This window comes from Actinomycetota bacterium (genome assembly GCA_030684515.1).
Lineage (GTDB): Bacteria > Actinomycetota > Actinomycetes > S36-B12 > S36-B12 > UBA11398.
The window spans coordinates 269,080-284,016 of sequence record JAUXVJ010000024.1 but is presented as its reverse complement, the minus strand read 5'-3'; the positions used below and the strand labels follow the sequence as shown (position 1 = coordinate 284,016).

16 protein-coding genes are annotated in these 14,937 nt (G+C 60.6%); 9 read left to right on the top strand and 7 right to left on the bottom strand.

Features of this window, described 5'->3' with window-relative positions; genetic code table 11:
- Positions 1-8: 8 nt before the first annotated feature.
- On the bottom strand, positions 9-1,058 hold the full coding sequence (locus Q8M73_10200) for a DUF3048 domain-containing protein (GenBank protein MDP2288920.1): 1,050 nt from the start codon (positions 1,056-1,058) through the stop codon (positions 9-11).
- A 120-nt stretch (positions 1,059-1,178) separates the two neighbouring features.
- Here Q8M73_10200 and Q8M73_10195 point away from each other — a divergent pair, with 120 nt between their 5' ends.
- Positions 1,179-1,496, top strand: a complete 318-nt coding sequence (locus Q8M73_10195) for a hypothetical protein (GenBank protein MDP2288919.1) — start codon at positions 1,179-1,181, stop codon at positions 1,494-1,496.
- On the opposite strand, the gene Q8M73_10190 is transcribed toward Q8M73_10195, so the two are convergent.
- Positions 1,493-3,937: an MMPL family transporter gene (locus tag Q8M73_10190; protein ID MDP2288918.1), complete on the bottom strand. Its 2,445-nt coding sequence runs from the start codon at positions 3,935-3,937 to the stop codon at positions 1,493-1,495. The two genes, Q8M73_10195 and Q8M73_10190, sit on opposite strands and share 4 nt — an antisense overlap.
- Positions 3,938-4,092: 155 nt before the next feature.
- On the opposite strand from Q8M73_10190, the gene Q8M73_10185 reads away from it, so the two are divergent.
- Positions 4,093-5,007, top strand: coding sequence for a TIGR03619 family F420-dependent LLM class oxidoreductase (locus tag Q8M73_10185; protein MDP2288917.1), 915 nt, complete (start codon positions 4,093-4,095; stop codon positions 5,005-5,007).
- Positions 5,008-5,019: 12 nt separating this feature from the next.
- On the top strand, positions 5,020-5,811 hold the full coding sequence (locus Q8M73_10180; protein ID MDP2288916.1) for an SDR family oxidoreductase: 792 nt from the start codon (positions 5,020-5,022) through the stop codon (positions 5,809-5,811).
- 47 nt (positions 5,812-5,858) lie between these two features.
- On the opposite strand, the gene Q8M73_10175 is transcribed toward Q8M73_10180, so the two are convergent.
- The 4 genes from Q8M73_10175 to Q8M73_10160 are packed head-to-tail and all read right to left on the bottom strand — an operon-like array spanning position 5,859 to position 8,375.
- Positions 5,859-6,431 carry a PaaI family thioesterase gene (locus tag Q8M73_10175; GenBank protein ID MDP2288915.1) on the bottom strand — a complete coding sequence of 191 codons (573 nt, stop codon included), beginning with the start codon at positions 6,429-6,431 and terminating at the stop codon, positions 5,859-5,861.
- Positions 6,432-6,433: 2 nt separating this feature from the next.
- Positions 6,434-7,018: a PaaI family thioesterase gene (locus Q8M73_10170; GenBank protein ID MDP2288914.1), complete on the bottom strand. Its 585-nt coding sequence runs from the start codon at positions 7,016-7,018 to the stop codon at positions 6,434-6,436.
- Complete coding sequence (locus Q8M73_10165) at positions 7,018-7,830, bottom strand: TIM barrel protein (protein MDP2288913.1); 813 nt, start codon at positions 7,828-7,830, stop codon at positions 7,018-7,020. The genes Q8M73_10170 and Q8M73_10165 overlap by 1 nt, the downstream gene beginning before the upstream one ends.
- A gap of 11 nt (positions 7,831-7,841) precedes the next feature.
- Positions 7,842-8,375 (bottom strand): sporulation protein, encoded by a 534-nt coding sequence (locus Q8M73_10160; GenBank protein MDP2288912.1) that lies wholly within the window; start codon positions 8,373-8,375, stop codon positions 7,842-7,844.
- A gap of 111 nt (positions 8,376-8,486) precedes the next feature.
- Between Q8M73_10160 and Q8M73_10155 the strand changes: the two genes are divergently transcribed.
- The 4 genes from Q8M73_10155 (at position 8,487) to miaA (ending at position 12,173) form a co-directional block, all read left to right on the top strand.
- Entirely contained in the window at positions 8,487-8,990 is a 504-nt protein-coding gene (locus tag Q8M73_10155; GenBank protein MDP2288911.1) for a hypothetical protein, read from the top strand.
- 81 nt (positions 8,991-9,071) lie between these two features.
- The gene (miaB, locus tag Q8M73_10150; protein MDP2288910.1) at positions 9,072-10,547 is read left to right on the top strand and encodes a tRNA (N6-isopentenyl adenosine(37)-C2)-methylthiotransferase MiaB; all 1,476 of its coding nucleotides are present in this window, start codon (positions 9,072-9,074) and stop codon (positions 10,545-10,547) included.
- On the top strand, positions 10,544-11,242 hold the full coding sequence (locus Q8M73_10145) for a hypothetical protein (protein MDP2288909.1): 699 nt from the start codon (positions 10,544-10,546) through the stop codon (positions 11,240-11,242). The genes miaB and Q8M73_10145 overlap by 4 nt, the downstream gene beginning before the upstream one ends.
- A 13-nt stretch (positions 11,243-11,255) precedes the next feature.
- On the top strand, positions 11,256-12,173 hold the full coding sequence (gene miaA, locus Q8M73_10140; GenBank protein ID MDP2288908.1) for a tRNA (adenosine(37)-N6)-dimethylallyltransferase MiaA: 918 nt from the start codon (positions 11,256-11,258) through the stop codon (positions 12,171-12,173).
- On the opposite strand, the gene Q8M73_10135 is transcribed toward miaA, so the two are convergent.
- The gene (locus Q8M73_10135) at positions 12,110-12,919 is read right to left on the bottom strand and encodes a PIG-L family deacetylase (GenBank protein ID MDP2288907.1); all 810 of its coding nucleotides are present in this window, start codon (positions 12,917-12,919) and stop codon (positions 12,110-12,112) included. The two genes, miaA and Q8M73_10135, sit on opposite strands and share 64 nt — an antisense overlap.
- Positions 12,920-12,949: 30 nt before the next feature.
- On the opposite strand from Q8M73_10135, the gene Q8M73_10130 reads away from it, so the two are divergent.
- Both Q8M73_10130 and dapF read left to right on the top strand, forming a co-directional pair.
- Complete coding sequence (locus Q8M73_10130; protein MDP2288906.1) at positions 12,950-14,071, top strand: glycosyltransferase family 4 protein; 1,122 nt, start codon at positions 12,950-12,952, stop codon at positions 14,069-14,071.
- A gap of 4 nt (positions 14,072-14,075) precedes the next feature.
- Positions 14,076-14,933, top strand: coding sequence for a diaminopimelate epimerase (gene dapF / locus Q8M73_10125; GenBank protein MDP2288905.1), 858 nt, complete (start codon positions 14,076-14,078; stop codon positions 14,931-14,933).
- The last annotated feature ends 4 nt before the right edge of the window (positions 14,934-14,937 follow it).

The window sequence follows — 14,937 nt, the reverse complement described above, 5'->3', positions numbered from 1 at the left end:
TTTGGCTTCTAGGTGGTGACGGCGGAATTGCTGGCACTTGGTGCAGGAGTCGGCACGGGCAGCACGGTGGCCGGACGCTCCTTGTCCAGCAGCACGATCCACTGCTGACCGGGCTTGAACGGCATCGGTGAACCGTCCGCCATAGTGAACGTGGTGCCGACATCAGCCGATGGCCGCGACCATTTCACGTCGTAGGACATCCCGTCGCGCAGGATCACGGCTGTTCCCTTGCCGATGGTGGCTGCGTGCGGGGTGTTGCCGCCGCCCCTGTCGAAATATGCCGAGGGCATCTGCTTCACATTTTGAATCACGACAGTTGCGGCGTTCTGGCCCGCCTTGTTCTCTTCTGCTTCCGCTGGGTAGCCATTCAGCTTGACCTTGTAGAGCCCGGTTGCCGGGTCGTAGGTGAATCCGGCTGACGACCCGCTCCACTTCATCTTGGCTCCGGTGTTCACTGTGCCGCCGAAGGGGACATCGTTGGAGAACACGAAGCCCAGATCGCGACTCAACGTTGCCTCGCTGGCAAACTTCAGCGCACCGGCGCCGTTGAGAAAGTAGTTGTATGGCGCGTAGCGGCTGCGATCACGCGAGTAGATGGACGCGTCCTTGTTCGGTGAGACGTCAATCAAGGCCGAGCCTTGAATTGCTGGCCACATCTTTCGCTGCACGCCAGAGAAGGCGAAGGCCGGGCTTCCGTACTGAGCAGTCAGATCGAGGTCGGTAATGCGAGCGGAGCGGACCGGACCGATGTGCTCGGGAACGATGCTGGAGAACACGGCCGCAATGCGGGTGATGCCGTATTCGACCTCTTCGATGTACACGACGTCAGCATCCTTCAATCCGGCATGCGGCTGAGCGTTGTGTGTGTTGTCGAGTTTGACGATCAGTACCGGCTTGGGTTCGGGCTCGGGCAGACCAGTCAGGGCAGACGTGCGGATGGGTGCGGGGGCGTCAATCGCGGGAGAGTCGAGTCCAAAACCGGTCGTTCCTGTTGTGGAACTGCAGGCAGCCAGCGCACAGACGGCAGCAGCTGAGCCCAATATTCGCAAAACACGCATTCCCGCACGGTAGTTCACCCACGTGGCCAAACGCGGGAGCGACAGCAGTGACACATCTCTTAACCCGCACCTCACCCTTGGATGATTCGCCGCAGACCTTCTTGCCGGAGTCTGTGATGCATGAGCACTCAAGGAGCAGGTCAGGGCACGCGTCGACCAACATCGGTGAAGCAGAGATTCATCTCTGGCGGTCTGGCAGCAGGAATGTTCTTTGGCGTCGGTGGGCTCATCGCATTGAAATCGGTGCAGGCAGCATCGACAGTTGCCTCGGGAGCAGCTGTCGCGAGCCCGACCACAGCTTCCGCTTCCTCAGCCAAGGCCAGCGCTGCATCTCAAGTGACCAGGAAGTCAACCAAGCAGTCAACCAAGCAGCAGTCCACTGCCAACGCAGTGCCCAGCACGAAGGTGCACGCCACAACCTCAGCCAGCAAGGGCTAGACGCGAACTGCAGACTCCTCGATGTCGGCAATCTCGTCGTCGCCGGCATCCTCGGCCTCCACGCTGAAGCGCGGCAGGATCTTGTCCAACCACCCCGGCAGCCACCAAGTGTTCGGTCCGATGACCGACATGAGCGCTGGCACCAGAACCAGCCGCACGACGAAGGCATCGAGCAGTACCGCTGACGACAGGGCGACAGCAAACAGTTTCGTGGTCGGATCGTTGCCGAGCGCGAAGGCTGCGAACACGCTGGTCATGATCAGCGCCGCGATGGCGACCACCCGACCAGAGCCAGCCAGGCCACGCCTGATGGCTCGGTGGTGATCCTTGCCGCGGTCCCACTCTTCATGCATGCGACTGACCAGGAAGACCTGATAGTCACAGGACAGGCCGAACAGGATCGCGAAGACCATGATCGGCAGGAACGGGAAGATCGGCCCGGTGTTCTGCAGACCCAGCGGACCGGCGAGCCAGCCCCACTGGAAGACCGCCACGGTGATGCCCAGGGCTGCTCCCAAAGACAGCAGGCTGAACAGCACGCCCATGAGCGGCACAATGATCGACCGGAACAAGAACAGCAGGGCGATGAAGCCCAGAGCGACCACGATGAACAGGAACAGCGGCAGCGCCTCGGTGAGAACCTTGGTGAAGTCTGCCGTCACGGCTTGGAAGCCGCCCACATACGCCGAGGCGCCAGTGCCCTCCAGGGCCTGCGGGATCACGGTGTCTCGCAGATGGAAGAGCAGATCGGTCGACTCGATGTCTTGTGGAGCAGTCTTCGGGAAGACCTGGACCACACCGACGCTCGCGCCGGGAGCAAGTGGAGCCGGCACTGCAAGTGCAACACCTGGGTCAGCGTTGAGGGCTTGCGAAAGCGCGCCCATGGCTGCGTGGCTGCCTTCGGCAGGCAACTGGACGGCGATGAACATTGGACCGTTCACGCCCGGGCCAAAGCCCTCTGCGGTGAGGTCGTAGGCAACCCGTGCAACGCTGCCTTGTGGAGCTCCGGAGTCATCCGGGAATCCTTGGCGCAGCTGCGTGACTGGCAAGGCGATGAGGATCATCACCGCAAGTGCCCCGATAGCCAATGGCCAAGGGTGCTTCTGGAGCCACTCTCCGTATCGGGCAAACCAGCTCGGGGTTTGCGGGTCGGGGACCTTTCCGCGATGAGCGATCAGGCGCCACAGGTATCCGATGATGGTCACCGGCAGCACGACGACCCAGCCGATCCAGCGCAGAACAAGGCTGATGGCGTGCAGGAATCCGGGTGCCTTGCGGCGTGGGATTGCCTCACCGTCAGTGATCCAGGCCATGCGTCCAACAAAGGCCCAAGTCCCAAGCAGCGCAAGAATTGCGGGCAGCAACAGCAGGGCGCCGAGGGCAACCATGACAACTGTGCCAGCGGCTGCCAGCGCAACACCATTGAAGAACGAGATGCCCATGATGAACAGACCAAGCAGGGCGATGATCACTGTCAGGGCAGCGAACAACACTGCCCGACCTGAGGTCCGTACGGATTCAAGCGCCGCTTCTCGCGGCTCGCGTCCGTGGATCAAGGCATCTCGGTACCTGTTGATGATGAACAGCGCATAGTCGATACCCACGCCCAGACCGATCATTGACGACAGGAATGGAGCGAACGCAGCGACTGAGAAGAAGTTCGCGATGATCGGCACGACGACGGCGGTGCTGATGCCCACGGAGATCGCCGCCACCCACACGGGCAGGAACGCACCCAGGATCGATGCGAAGGCGAACATCAGAATCGTCAAGGCGACCAGGATTCCAATGCCTTCAGATGACGGCGGCTCGCCTTGGACAAAAGTGAATATCCCATTGGCTCCAACGGTCAGACCGTCCTTGCCGTTGACTTCCTTCACCACGTTGAGCGCATCGGCGATCTGCTCGGTTGGCAGGTCGCTCATGTCGACACCCTTGAACTGGATGGTTGCGTAGGCGATGGTGCCGTCGGGGCTGACGCCGGCCTGGCCAAAGTGCGCCAGCGGTCCAAGTGCCTCGGGCGGCAGTTTGGCTATTGCGGCGGCCTGCTCCGCTGTCGGAGCGGCGGGCGCTTGCTGCGGCAGGCAGGCCGGGCCCATGGCAGCAGCGATGGGTGAGATCACGCATGCGACACCTGGGAGCGTGGAGATCTCCTTCAGCGCGGCGCCAACATCGGCAGCAGCAGCACCCTCGGTGGCCTTGCCCGACTCGGCGCGCCAGACGACCTGTCCATCCAGACCGGAACCGGTTCCGGCGCCGCCGCCGGAGATCTCCTTCAGCAGATCCTGAGCAGTAGTCGACTCCGAAGCGGGAAGGCCGAAGTCGTCGTTGAAGTCACCCTTGTACTGCGAGAGCAGGACGAGCAGGATGCCGATGATTGCGAACCACGACACCAGTCCCAGGATCGGATGGCGCACTGCCCACTGCGAAATACGGGTCATCGGTACAGCTCCTCGAAAAGGTGATAGCAGGCATCTTTGGCGACGATATCAGCGCATTGTGAACTTGGAATAAGTCATTGCATGACAATCGCCCGCACTCGAACGGGGGACGATCCGCCTTTCAGGAGATTGCGCGACCCTAGACTCTGCTTCCTATGAAATTCGTGACTGATTACCCCGTCCGGTCTGACCTTGAAGGTATGTGGATCAAGCCCTCAACCATCACTTCAGTCTGCAAGCAGATCGAAGCATCGGGCATCAGCGGATTGGGCATCACCGATCACCCCGCACCGTCGCTGAAGTGGCTGCAGCGCGGAGGGCACGAGGCCTTTGACCCCTTCGCCATGCTTTCCTTCCTGGCAGCGGTCACCACTGAAGTGAAACTGCTGACGCACCTGCTGGTGCTGCCGTACCGCAATCCATTGCTGCAGCTCTCAGGCATGACCTCTGTCGATGTGCTGTCCGGGGGGCGTGCAATCTTTGTGCTCGGGACCGGCTACCTGCGTTCAGAGTTCTCTGCAGTCGGAGTGGACTTCGATGAGCGCAATGAGTTGTTCGACGAGTCCATCGCCGTGATCAAACAGGCGAGCACCGGCCAGGAGATCAGCTTCGAAGGCAAGCACTTCACTGCCCTGAGCCAGACCGTGCAGCCCGGATTCATTCAGAAGCCTCATCCGCCGCTGTGGCTCGGTGGCAACAGTGGCCGCGTGCTTGATCGCATTGCCGAATGGGGCCAGGGCTGGTCAGTGATGATGGGTCCGGCTGAACTTTCAACGACGGCTCGCACCAAGCCGATCAGCACCATCGAAGACCTCGCTGCAGTGCTCAATGACTTGCAAGGCCGAGTCGAAGCCCGCGGTCGTTCGATGGCCGACATCGCAATCCAGGCGTCCACTCCAACAATCCGCTTCAGTTCTGGCGCGACTGCCGAAGAGCAGATCGATGAGATCGGTCGGCTGTCAGAGCTCGGCGTCTCCTGGGTGCAGGTGGACCCGTGGACCGATTCGATCCCGGAGTCCCTTGATCGTTTGCAGGAATTCAGTGAACACGTCATCGCACGGACAATCTAGGAAGTAGGGGCTATGGATCTGCAGGTACGCGACAAGGGATATCTGCTCGTAGGTGGCACAGCCGGCATGGGACTTGCCGGTGCTCGCGTGCTTGCCGCAGACGGTGCCTCCATCGTTGTTGTCGGTCGCGATCAGTCGCGGGCTGACCGCGCGGCCGCCGAGTTGACTGAAGCTGGAGCGACCAAGGCTGTTGGTCTTTCATTCGACGTGTCCAAAGAAGGCGACGCGGCACGCGCTGTGGCGAGCAGCGTTGAATTTCTGGGCCGACTCGACGGCGTGGGCGTCACCACCGGCACCAAGGGCTTCATGCCAATCGAGTCGGGGGACGACGAGTGGACAGCTGCATTTCGGGACGTGCTGCTTGGAGTCACTCGCTCTGTGGAAGCCGCATTGCCGCACCTGATCGAAACTCGTGGCACGGTCGTCACCACTGCTGCCTATTCAGTTCGGTCACCTGAACTCGCGAGACTGCCCTACGCATCGCTCAAAGGCTCGGTCGCCTTGTTCACCAAGGGCATCGCCAAGGCCTATGGGGCGCAAGGGGTCCGCGCCAACTGCATCTGCCCGGGTGCCATCGAGACAGATGGCCTTCATGCCATGCGGCAGATGGTTGCCGATCAGCGTGGCTGGCCCTATGAGACCGCGATCGAGCGAGTGATGGTCGAGGAGTGGGGCATGCATGTGGCCCTGAGCCGACCCGGCAAGCCTGAAGAGGTGGGCGACCTGCTTGCCTTCCTGCTGTCACCGCGGGCTGGCTACCTCACCGGTGCCTTGGTGAACATTGACGGCGGCACCGACTTCTAGCGAACCGGGTTAGCTCTCGACGACTTCATCGATCCCTCCGCCGAGTCTCAGGCTTTCGGCTGGATCAGGAGTGAGTGCGCCTCCGACACCAGTACGTCACCGTTGAAGAGTTGGGCAAGGACGATGAACTTGCGTCCCTCAGAACTCTCCAGTCCGATCTTCACCAGCAGCTCGGTGTTGATCGGAGCCGGGTTGCGATAGTCGACACTCAGGTTCGCAGTGAATGAGCGGCCGGCGACTGCGTAGGCCACATGCGCAATTGCTGTATCGAACATGCTGGCGATTGCGCCGCCATTCACATAGCCGAAGGCGTTACGAAAGAAGGGGCCGAAGTTGACGGACATCTCAATAGAGCCTTCGCCCCTATTCAAGATTTCCATCGGCGGATTCAGCGTGTGGGATCCCGATGTGGCGACGTAGTGCTCGAAGTCATGCTCGCTGCCGAGCTCTGCGGCATATGGCTGAAGCAGACCGGTGATCAACTTCATGGACTCGGCTGCTGCGGTGGCAATATCGGCTGGCGCGCCACTTGCTGTCGCCACATTCTGAAGTTCGCGCAGCGCGCTTCCCAGGTCGGCCAGTGCCGTGGAGTTGTCCGATGAGGCTTTGTCTGTATTCACCTTCAGGCACCTGTATCTCTAGGTTCGACCATCAAACAACTGGCTTCAGAGAGCAGAACATCACCCTCAAATAACTGCGCTGAGAGCTCATGCTTGCGGCCCTCTGTACTCCCGCGTCGCACGAGCACAGTGAGGTCGGCATCTATGGGCGCACCCCTTCGAAAGTCGACTTGGAGACTTGCTGTGTACGCGGGGATGTCTGAAGTGGAGCCCAAGTAAGCCATCGCTGTGTCGAACATCAAAGCGATCGCTCCGCCGTTCGCGATTCCAAATGCGTTGCGATAGAAAAGTCCGAAGCGCACTCTGCCGCGCAGTGAGTTGGCGTCCTGTTCAAGCACCTCGAACTCGGGAGTCAATGTGTGCGCAGGTGCGGCGTCGACGTAGTTCTCAAAGTTGTGCACGCCTTTGATGGCTCGGCGATAGGGAGTCAGGCGCTTGGTGATGGCATCCATCGCTGTAGCCATGTGATCCAGTTCGGCTGATGGAGCACTCGTACCCGTGATGACGTCTTGCAGAGCTCGCATTGAGGCGCCCGCCTGCGCCAGCGAAGTCTGCCTGATTGCAGTTGCCGAATCCTCAACAACCATCAGGCACCAATCTCTTGGAGTAGTGCGGTCAATACGTGAGCCCCGCGTAGAGCCGCAGGGTAGTACCCCTCTTCATCGATGAGTGGACCATTGAGCTCAAGATCAAACGCTCCGTCATAGCCGGCCTCCACCATCCAGCCGAGAATCGTCTTCAAGTGCAGGTCGCCATCGCCCGGTACTGCTCGATTGGGGGTGTTGAGCGTGCCGAAGACGTAGTCGCAGACCTGCACGAGCGCGGTGGATCGGATGCTGCTGTGAATGGTCTCCTTCAGGTGCGCCTCACCCATGCAGCCGTAGAGGTCATTGCACACCCATACTCCAGCCAACTGAGCCAGCTCAACTGCGTCGCGCAGGCTCAGGGCCAGGTTGATGTTGATGCGCAGCGGGATCGTTGGTTCGACGGCCAGGGCGATGCCGAGTTGCCTGGCGCGAGCTGCCACAGGCGCGATGGCTTCCACGTAGGCCTGTGCAGCTTCACTCCATTCGAGTGATCCGGCCGGACCGGTGATGCCATAGACGCTCTTGGCACCCAATGCAGCAGCTCGGTCAAGCAGGAGCAGCTGCTGCTCCTGGGTAGCAAGCCAAGTTGATGGATCATCAAGAGTGAACCAGCTTGAGTTCACGACAGTGGCCACTTCAAGGCCCGACTTCACGATGATCTCGGTGCCGCGATCCCAGCCGGTTGTTTCCATCTTCGATGGGTCGATAGAGATGCGCGAGTAGCCATTGGACACTGCGAATGCGAGGTCGCTCTCCAAGGGTGAGCCGGGCAAGCACATGGTGTTCAAGGCAATGCGCGAATGAATGGCCATGTGCAAGCCCCCTAGATCACAACGATCTGCTTTGAGTCACCCTTGTCGAAGGCGACATCGACGAGGTCAACATCGCCACTCACCTTGTACTCAATTCGCTGATTGCGCATGGAGGAGCCGAAGATCGAATTGCCATTGAAGAGTGCTGAGTCCAGCACGTCCCACATCAAGTTGTTGGAGTCAGTGACTTCGTTGCCAGAAATTGGCTGAAAGGCAATGGTGAAGTGGATCGTCTTGGATTCTTCGGCAGCCATGGAAAATGCGGTCTCGTCCTTGAACTTGCCGAGCTCGACAGTGTTGGACCTCTCCACCCAACGGTCCTCGTGGCGATTGGTCGATGAGTTGTAGGTGGACTCGCGCTCGTCCCAGCTATAGACGCGTTCGAATACGACTTCAACGTCCTTGACCTGCTGCTCGCTCTTGGCTTTGAGAATGACCTCACCCTCAAGAGTCCCGGCGCTTCCTTGAATCGAGGAGGGAACAGCAAGATCGAAGGAAATCGTTCCGATGCCCATGCTCTTCTTGATCTTGCCAAACAGCCCCATTGAACCCCCAGATTTCAAGCGGTCAATTGCCGCCGAAGTGACCCTAGTGTGCTGCGCGAAGGCATTGCCTGCGATGCGTATCGGTTCTAGGGTTTTGTCACAGTAGTTTCGGTGGATAAGGGTTTCGGGGGATACGTGAAGAAGGTCGCCGTACTCATGGGAGTTCTTCTTTTCTTCTCGGCATACACGGGTACGGCCACTGCTTCCCAGTCCACTGCCAACTCGCCTGTTCCTTTCCTCTCCGAATCTCCGAGAGCAACTCCTGCACCTTCCGCGCCCGCTGCCAAGCCGGTGATTCCCAAGAATTGGTATCCCAAGGGCTATGTGACGTTTTCCAACGATGACACCCTTGCCTACAAGGCCGATACCAGGGGAGACCCTTGCTATTCCGCTTGCAGGTTTGTGAATCTGACCGTTATTTCGCAGTACGGGTGTCCCAACGGATTCTTCGTCACGGTCAACTTCTTGACGACCTCCGGGGTAGTGGTGGACGACTCAATTGACTCCATCAGTTCAGTGCGGGCAATGCAGAAGGCCAAGTTGCAGTTCATCACGTACGACAACAGCGGCAGGAAGTATCAAGTCACTGACGCCGATTGCTATTCGTCCAGCTGAAGTCCTTTGGGAGCGTCGTCTCGGGCCACGAAGGACTTCAGCGATTGTCGGTAGGATGCCCAAGTGGTGGCAAATGGGTCCTTGCTTGACAGCCATTTCCCGGTATCAGAATCCGTAGGCAGTGGTCCGCGTACCTATGAGGTGCGTACTCATGGCTGCCAGATGAACGTGCATGACTCTGAGCGGCTGTCGGGCCTGCTCGAGGAAGCCGGTTATGTGAAGGCAATCGACGGTTCGACTCCTGATGTGCTCGTCTTCAATACCTGTGCGGTGCGCGAGAACGCAGACAACAAGCTGTACGGCAACCTCTCGCATCTTGTGCCGGTGAAAGAGAAGAACCCGAGCATGCAGATTGCTGTGGGCGGCTGCCTGGCTCAGAAGGACCAAGGTGAGATCGTCCGCAAGGCGCCTTGGGTCGATGTGGTCTTCGGCACCCACAATCTTGGGTCGCTGCCGGTCTTGCTTGAGCGTGCTCGCATTGAGCAGCAGTCGCAGGTGGAGATCGCCGAGGCGCTCGTGGAGTTTCCGTCGAACCTGCCCACTCGTCGTGAGTCGGCATATGCGGCCTGGGTGTCGGTCAGCGTCGGCTGCAACAACACCTGCACGTTCTGCATCGTGCCCTCGCTGCGCGGCACTGAGAAGGATCGCCGACCCGGCGAGATTCTTGCTGAAGTCCAAGCCCTTGTTGATCAGGGCATCATTGAGATCACCCTGCTTGGTCAGAACGTCAATGCCTATGGCGTTGAGTTCGGCGACCAACTCGCGTTCGGCAAGCTGCTGCGTTCCTGCGGATCCATTGAAGGCCTTGAGCGAGTGCGCTTCACCTCGCCCCATCCGCGCGACTTCACTGACGATGTCATCGAGGCGATGGCAAGCACGCCAAACGTGATGCCGCAACTGCACATGCCCTTGCAGTCAGGATCCAATGAGATCCTGAAGTCGATGCGTCGCTCGTACCGTCAGGAGAAGTACCTCGGCATCATCGAGAAGGTCCGCGCTGCAATGCCCCATGCAGCCATCAGCACGGACATCATCATCGGCTTCCCCGGCGAGACCGAAGAGGATTTCGAGCAGACCCTGCATGTGGTCGAGCAGGCGCGCTTTGCCAACGCCTTCACCTTCTTGTATTCGCAACGTGCTGGCACACCTGCGGCCACCATGCCCAACCAGATCTCTCGCGAGGTCATGCAGGAGCGATACCTGCGTTTGGTGGCCTTGCAGAATGACATCTCCTGGCAGGAGAACAAGAAGCAGTTGGGCCGTGAGGTTGAGGTGCTCGTCGCCTTGGGTGAGGGCCGCAAGGACGCCGACACATTGCGCATCTCAGGCCGTGCCGTTGATAACCGACTCGTGCATGTGGGCTTGGATCCGAAACTTCCCGTTCCGCGCGCGGGCGACGTTGTCACGGCTGTCGTCACTCATGCGGCAACGCACCACTTGATTGCTGATCGCATGATCGCCGTGCGTCGCACAGCCGCTGGTGATGCCGGTGAACAGCCGATCGCAGCTCCTGGAGTCTCGCTGGGCATGCCCACTCTTCGAGTGGGCAGCGCGTGATCGTAGGGGCTGTCTTCATCCCGTCGTCCCCACTGCTCCTGGCGGATGTTGACGTCGAAGGCCTGCTCGATGATGTGCGAGCTGCATCGATCGAATTGCTGTCTGAATTTCTTCCGGATGCTCGACAGATCATTGCGATCGGATCAGCGGATGAGACGGCATGGTTCGACGAGGGTGGTATTGGCACGAGCAAGGGCCTTGGCGGTCACGCCGACTTCTCGATCGGGGCTGGTACCGCCACCCTGCCACTTGCGCTGACCATCGCGGCATTTGTACTGGAAGCCGCCGGCGCCGACCAGCCGATTCTCGCGCTGAGTGTCGGCAAGCAGACGACGAGCACTGAGCGCGGGCTCATTGCGCAAGAGGTCCAGGCGCGGGCAGCGGATGTGCCCACGGTGCTGCTGGTTGTAGGCGACGGCTCAGCTACTCGCACCGAGAAGGCGCCGGGCTACATCCAGCCTGATGCGCTCAACTTCGATGCAGTCGTCAGCGCGGCACTGGCGGCAGCAGACTTCCAGACCCTCGTTGAGATCACCCAGGAGCAGGCGGAACGCCTGTGGTGCCAGGGCTTGCCGGCCTGGCAGGTTGCTGCCCTTGCTGGTCAGCACTTGAAGCAGGGTGAGTTGGCGCTTGAGACGGCTCCGTTTGGGGTGAACTACCTCGTCGCCTCCTGGCGGCCCTGGCAGAAGCCATGAGTGCGGCAGGTCGATGACGCTGCTCGTCATTGTCGGGCCAACGGCAGTGGGCAAGAGCTCGCTGGCTGTTGCCGTGGCCCAGCAGTTGATTGCAGAGCAACGCAATGCCGAGATCATCAGCGCCGACTCGATGCAGGCCTACATCGGCATGGACATCGGCACCGCGACTCCAAGCGAAGCAGAACGTGGCGGCATCAGGCATCACCTGCTTGATGTCTGGCCAGTTGAGCATCCGCTGACCGTCGTGGACTTTCAGCAGACGGCTCGGTCAGCGATTGAAGATGTGACCGCCCGTGGGGCCGTGCCGATCGTTGTTGGCGGTTCGGGTCTGTACATCTCCGCGATCCTTGATGACCTGCAGTTTCCCGCTACCGACGCTGACGTCCGTGCAAAGTTCGAGGAGCAACTGCAACGAGTAGGCCCCGAAGCACTGCACGCGCAGCTGGCAGAAGTGGATCCGGCGGCTGCTGCCGCAATCTTGCCCACAAACGGTCGTCGCATCGTTCGTGCTCTGGAAGTCGTCGAACTGACCGGTGAGCCGTTTGTTGCACAGCTGCCCGATCCGGTCGAGCTGTTTCCCTGCGTGCGAGTGGGATTGCGCATCGATCGCGCTGAGATGGACGAGCGCATCGCTCTGCGTGTGCATCAGATGTTTGACGATGGCTTTGTTGATGAAGTGCGCGCACTTCCGGGACTCGCGAAATCTCTTACGGCATCTCGGGCTCTGGGATATACGCAGGTGCTGGAGTACTTGGCGGGGGAGTGCTCACTGGAGGAGGCTCAGGACACCACCATCGCGATCACCCGGAAGTTCGCGCGCCGACAACAGCGTTGGTTTGCGCGTGACACCCGCATCACCTGGCTGGACTACAACGAGCCGTTGCTTGCCGATCGTGTCTGCGAACTCTTGGGTGAGGACACCAAGCAGTAGTACTCGGTGCCAAGCAGGTGCATGCCGATCGCGCTCGGCAGTCGCGTGAGCACTGCGAGGGTGCGAATCTGAGAATCCGCCTGGGCTTGAGAAGCATGTGCGCGCAATGCCGTGCGCTTGATCGGCCAGTACTTGCGAGCATCGATGCGGTGAGTGATCTCAGCGCTGGGCGTCCACGCCGAGTCGAAGGTGCTCGGGTCAAAATCCTTGGGCGTGATGCGCATGCGGGCAGCCAGTCGCACCGCCCTGACGATCGGCTCGCGGGGGAGGGTTGCTTCAAACAGGGTCGGCGCCTTCTTGGCCAGCACGCTGGCGGCTCGTACTGATCGATGCACCTGGATGTGATCGGGGTGGCCATAGCCCCCTGATGGGTCGTAGCCGACCAGCACATCGGCCTGCTCTTCATCGAGTACCGAGGCGATGCGCCTGGCCACGGTGAAGCGGTCCACGTGGGCGAAACCGCTGTCGACCTCCGCTTCAAGTCCGGAGTCGGCATAGTCCAGGGAAACGAGACGATGAATGCCGATCGCTTGTGCTGCAGTCTCCAATTCAGCAGATCGCACTTCTGCTAATCCGCTGGCAAGGTCTGAACTTGTGAGGCCTGCAGCGCCATTGGTGGCAACGACCAAGACCACCCGCTGACCCTCGGCTACTGCGCGCGCCATCGTGCCGGCCGTGAGGAGCGCCTCGTCATCGGGATGCGCATGCACAAAGACCAGAGTCCTCGCGGGCGGGGGGATGGCCATGATCTTCCTATCTTGTCGTACGGTCGCCACGTGCGAATTGCCCATGTCAGTGACTGCTACCTGCCTCGCACCGGCGGAATCGAAACGCAGGTTCGGGCGCTGGCAATACAGCAGGACATGCGTGGGCAGCAGGTTGAGATCATCACGGCCACCACTGGTCACCTCGTTCGCTCGGGCACCGAGAAGATCGACAACATCCCGGTGCATCGCGTCACTGCCCGGATGCCCTTCAGCCTGCCGATCCATCCGCGCACCCGAGCAAACGTGCTGCAGACGCTCAAGGACTCGCCAGTTGATCTCGTCCACGTGCATGTGGGCGTGGTCTCACCCTTTGCCTGGGGAGCCGTCCGCGCTGCCCACCAGCTCGGCCTGCCTGTCGTCGTCACCGTGCACGGTGTGTGGGGCCCGCTGGCCGCACCTGGCTATCGGCTCAGTGACTCCCTGGCTCATTGGTCACGCTGGGGTGCGCGCATCACCGCAGTGAGCAATGTTGCTGCGCGACGCATCGAAGCTGCGGTTCCGGCCCTTGGTTCGGTCACTGTGCTGCCCAACGGCATCGACCCTCAGCAGTGGTCACTGCCACTGCGTTCACGCGAACCGCGCACCTTGAATCTGGTGACGGTCATGCGCTTGGCACCTCGCAAGCGCACGCTGCCTCTGCTGAAGATCCTCAAGAGCGTGCGCTCGCAGGTGGGGGCTCAGGCGCATCTGCACCTTCGGATCGTTGGCGATGGCCCTGAGCGAACCCGCGCAGAGGCCTATGTGGGTCAACACGATCTCGGTGATCTCGTCACCTTCACTGGACGCCTTGATCATGCTGGCATTCGCGAGATCTTCGGCTTGAGCGATGTCTATGTGCAGCCGTCTGTCCGCGAGTCCTTCGGCATCGCTGCACTTGAAGCCCGTTGCGCTGGGTTGCCGGTTATTGCTCGTTCGCAGACCGGCACAACGGAGTTCATTCGCGACTACCTCGAGGGACTGCTCGTGGACTCCGATGCTGGGATGGCCAACGCCATCGCCACCCTGGCAACGCATCGTCCTTTGCTTGATCAGCTGTCCACGTTCAATCGCACGCACACTCCTGACCAGGCCTGGCCAAGCGTGCTGGCTCGCGTGGACCAGGAGTACGCAATCGCCGCCGCACTAGGCTAGAAGGATGGCTGCGCTAAACGAGATCGCCTTCACCAAAGGCCACGGCACGGCCAATGATTTCGTGATTTTCGCGGATCTTGATGGTCGACGAGACCTGTCTGTCGATGAAGTTCGCTTCCTCTGCAACCGCCACGAAGGCATCGGCGGCGATGGCGTGCTGCGCATTGTGCGCACCCATCTCGTGCCTGAGTTTGCGCATCTGGCTCACTCCGCGGAGTTCTTCATGGACTACCGCAATGCCGACGGTTCGATTGCCGAGATGTGCGGCAACGGCATCCGAGTCTTTGTGCGCTACCTCGATGCGGTCGGGCTGATCACCGACCCCGATGTCGTCATCGCCACCCGCGCCGGTCTGCGCGAATGCAGGATGAACTCAGATCTCTCGGTCACGGTGGATATGGGCCCCGCAGTGGGCATGACGTCCAGCACGATTCCGCTGGTGGCGATCAAGGATGAGCTCTGGCCAGCCATCGGAGTCCACGTCCCCAACCCGCACGCGGTGACCTTCGTTGATGATCTGGATGAAATCGGATCTCTGGAAGTACCTCCGGCTGTGCTGCCGCCGGGACTGTTTCCTGATGGCGTGAATGTCGAATATGTCGTCAGTCGCGGTGAGAATCACTTGGCAATGCGGGTGCATGAGCGTGGATCGGGCGAAACCATGAGCTGTGGCACCGGGGCCTGCGCAGTGGCCTGGGCAGCCGCCCAGCGCTACCCGAACGTTGATTTGCGGGCACCCGAGGGCGTCATGGTGGATGTGCCAGGAGGCACGTTGATCGTGCACCAACTCGAGAACTGGGATCTCACGCTCACCGGCCCGGCAGTGCTGGTAGCCCGAGGCAGCATTCTGCTGCCATCATGAGAGC

Coding starts and splice junctions, on each gene's coding strand:
- miaA (MDP2288908.1), top strand. CDS start 11,256: ATGACGCTGCTCGTCATTGTCGGGCCAACGGCAGTGGGCAAGAGCTCG.
- Q8M73_10180 (MDP2288916.1), top strand. CDS start 5,020: ATGGATCTGCAGGTACGCGACAAGGGATATCTGCTCGTAGGTGGCACA.
- Q8M73_10165 (MDP2288913.1), bottom strand. CDS start 7,830: ATGGCCATTCATTCGCGCATTGCCTTGAACACCATGTGCTTGCCCGGC.
- Q8M73_10190 (MDP2288918.1), bottom strand. CDS start 3,937: ATGACCCGTATTTCGCAGTGGGCAGTGCGCCATCCGATCCTGGGACTG.
- Q8M73_10185 (MDP2288917.1), top strand. CDS start 4,093: ATGAAATTCGTGACTGATTACCCCGTCCGGTCTGACCTTGAAGGTATG.
- Q8M73_10170 (MDP2288914.1), bottom strand. CDS start 7,018: ATGGTTGTTGAGGATTCGGCAACTGCAATCAGGCAGACTTCGCTGGCG.
- Q8M73_10195 (MDP2288919.1), top strand. CDS start 1,179: ATGAGCACTCAAGGAGCAGGTCAGGGCACGCGTCGACCAACATCGGTG.
- dapF (MDP2288905.1), top strand. CDS start 14,076: ATGGCTGCGCTAAACGAGATCGCCTTCACCAAAGGCCACGGCACGGCC.
- Q8M73_10135 (MDP2288907.1), bottom strand. CDS start 12,919: ATGGCCATCCCCCCGCCCGCGAGGACTCTGGTCTTTGTGCATGCGCAT.
- Q8M73_10160 (MDP2288912.1), bottom strand. CDS start 8,375: ATGGGGCTGTTTGGCAAGATCAAGAAGAGCATGGGCATCGGAACGATT.
- Q8M73_10200 (MDP2288920.1), bottom strand. CDS start 1,058: ATGCGTGTTTTGCGAATATTGGGCTCAGCTGCTGCCGTCTGTGCGCTG.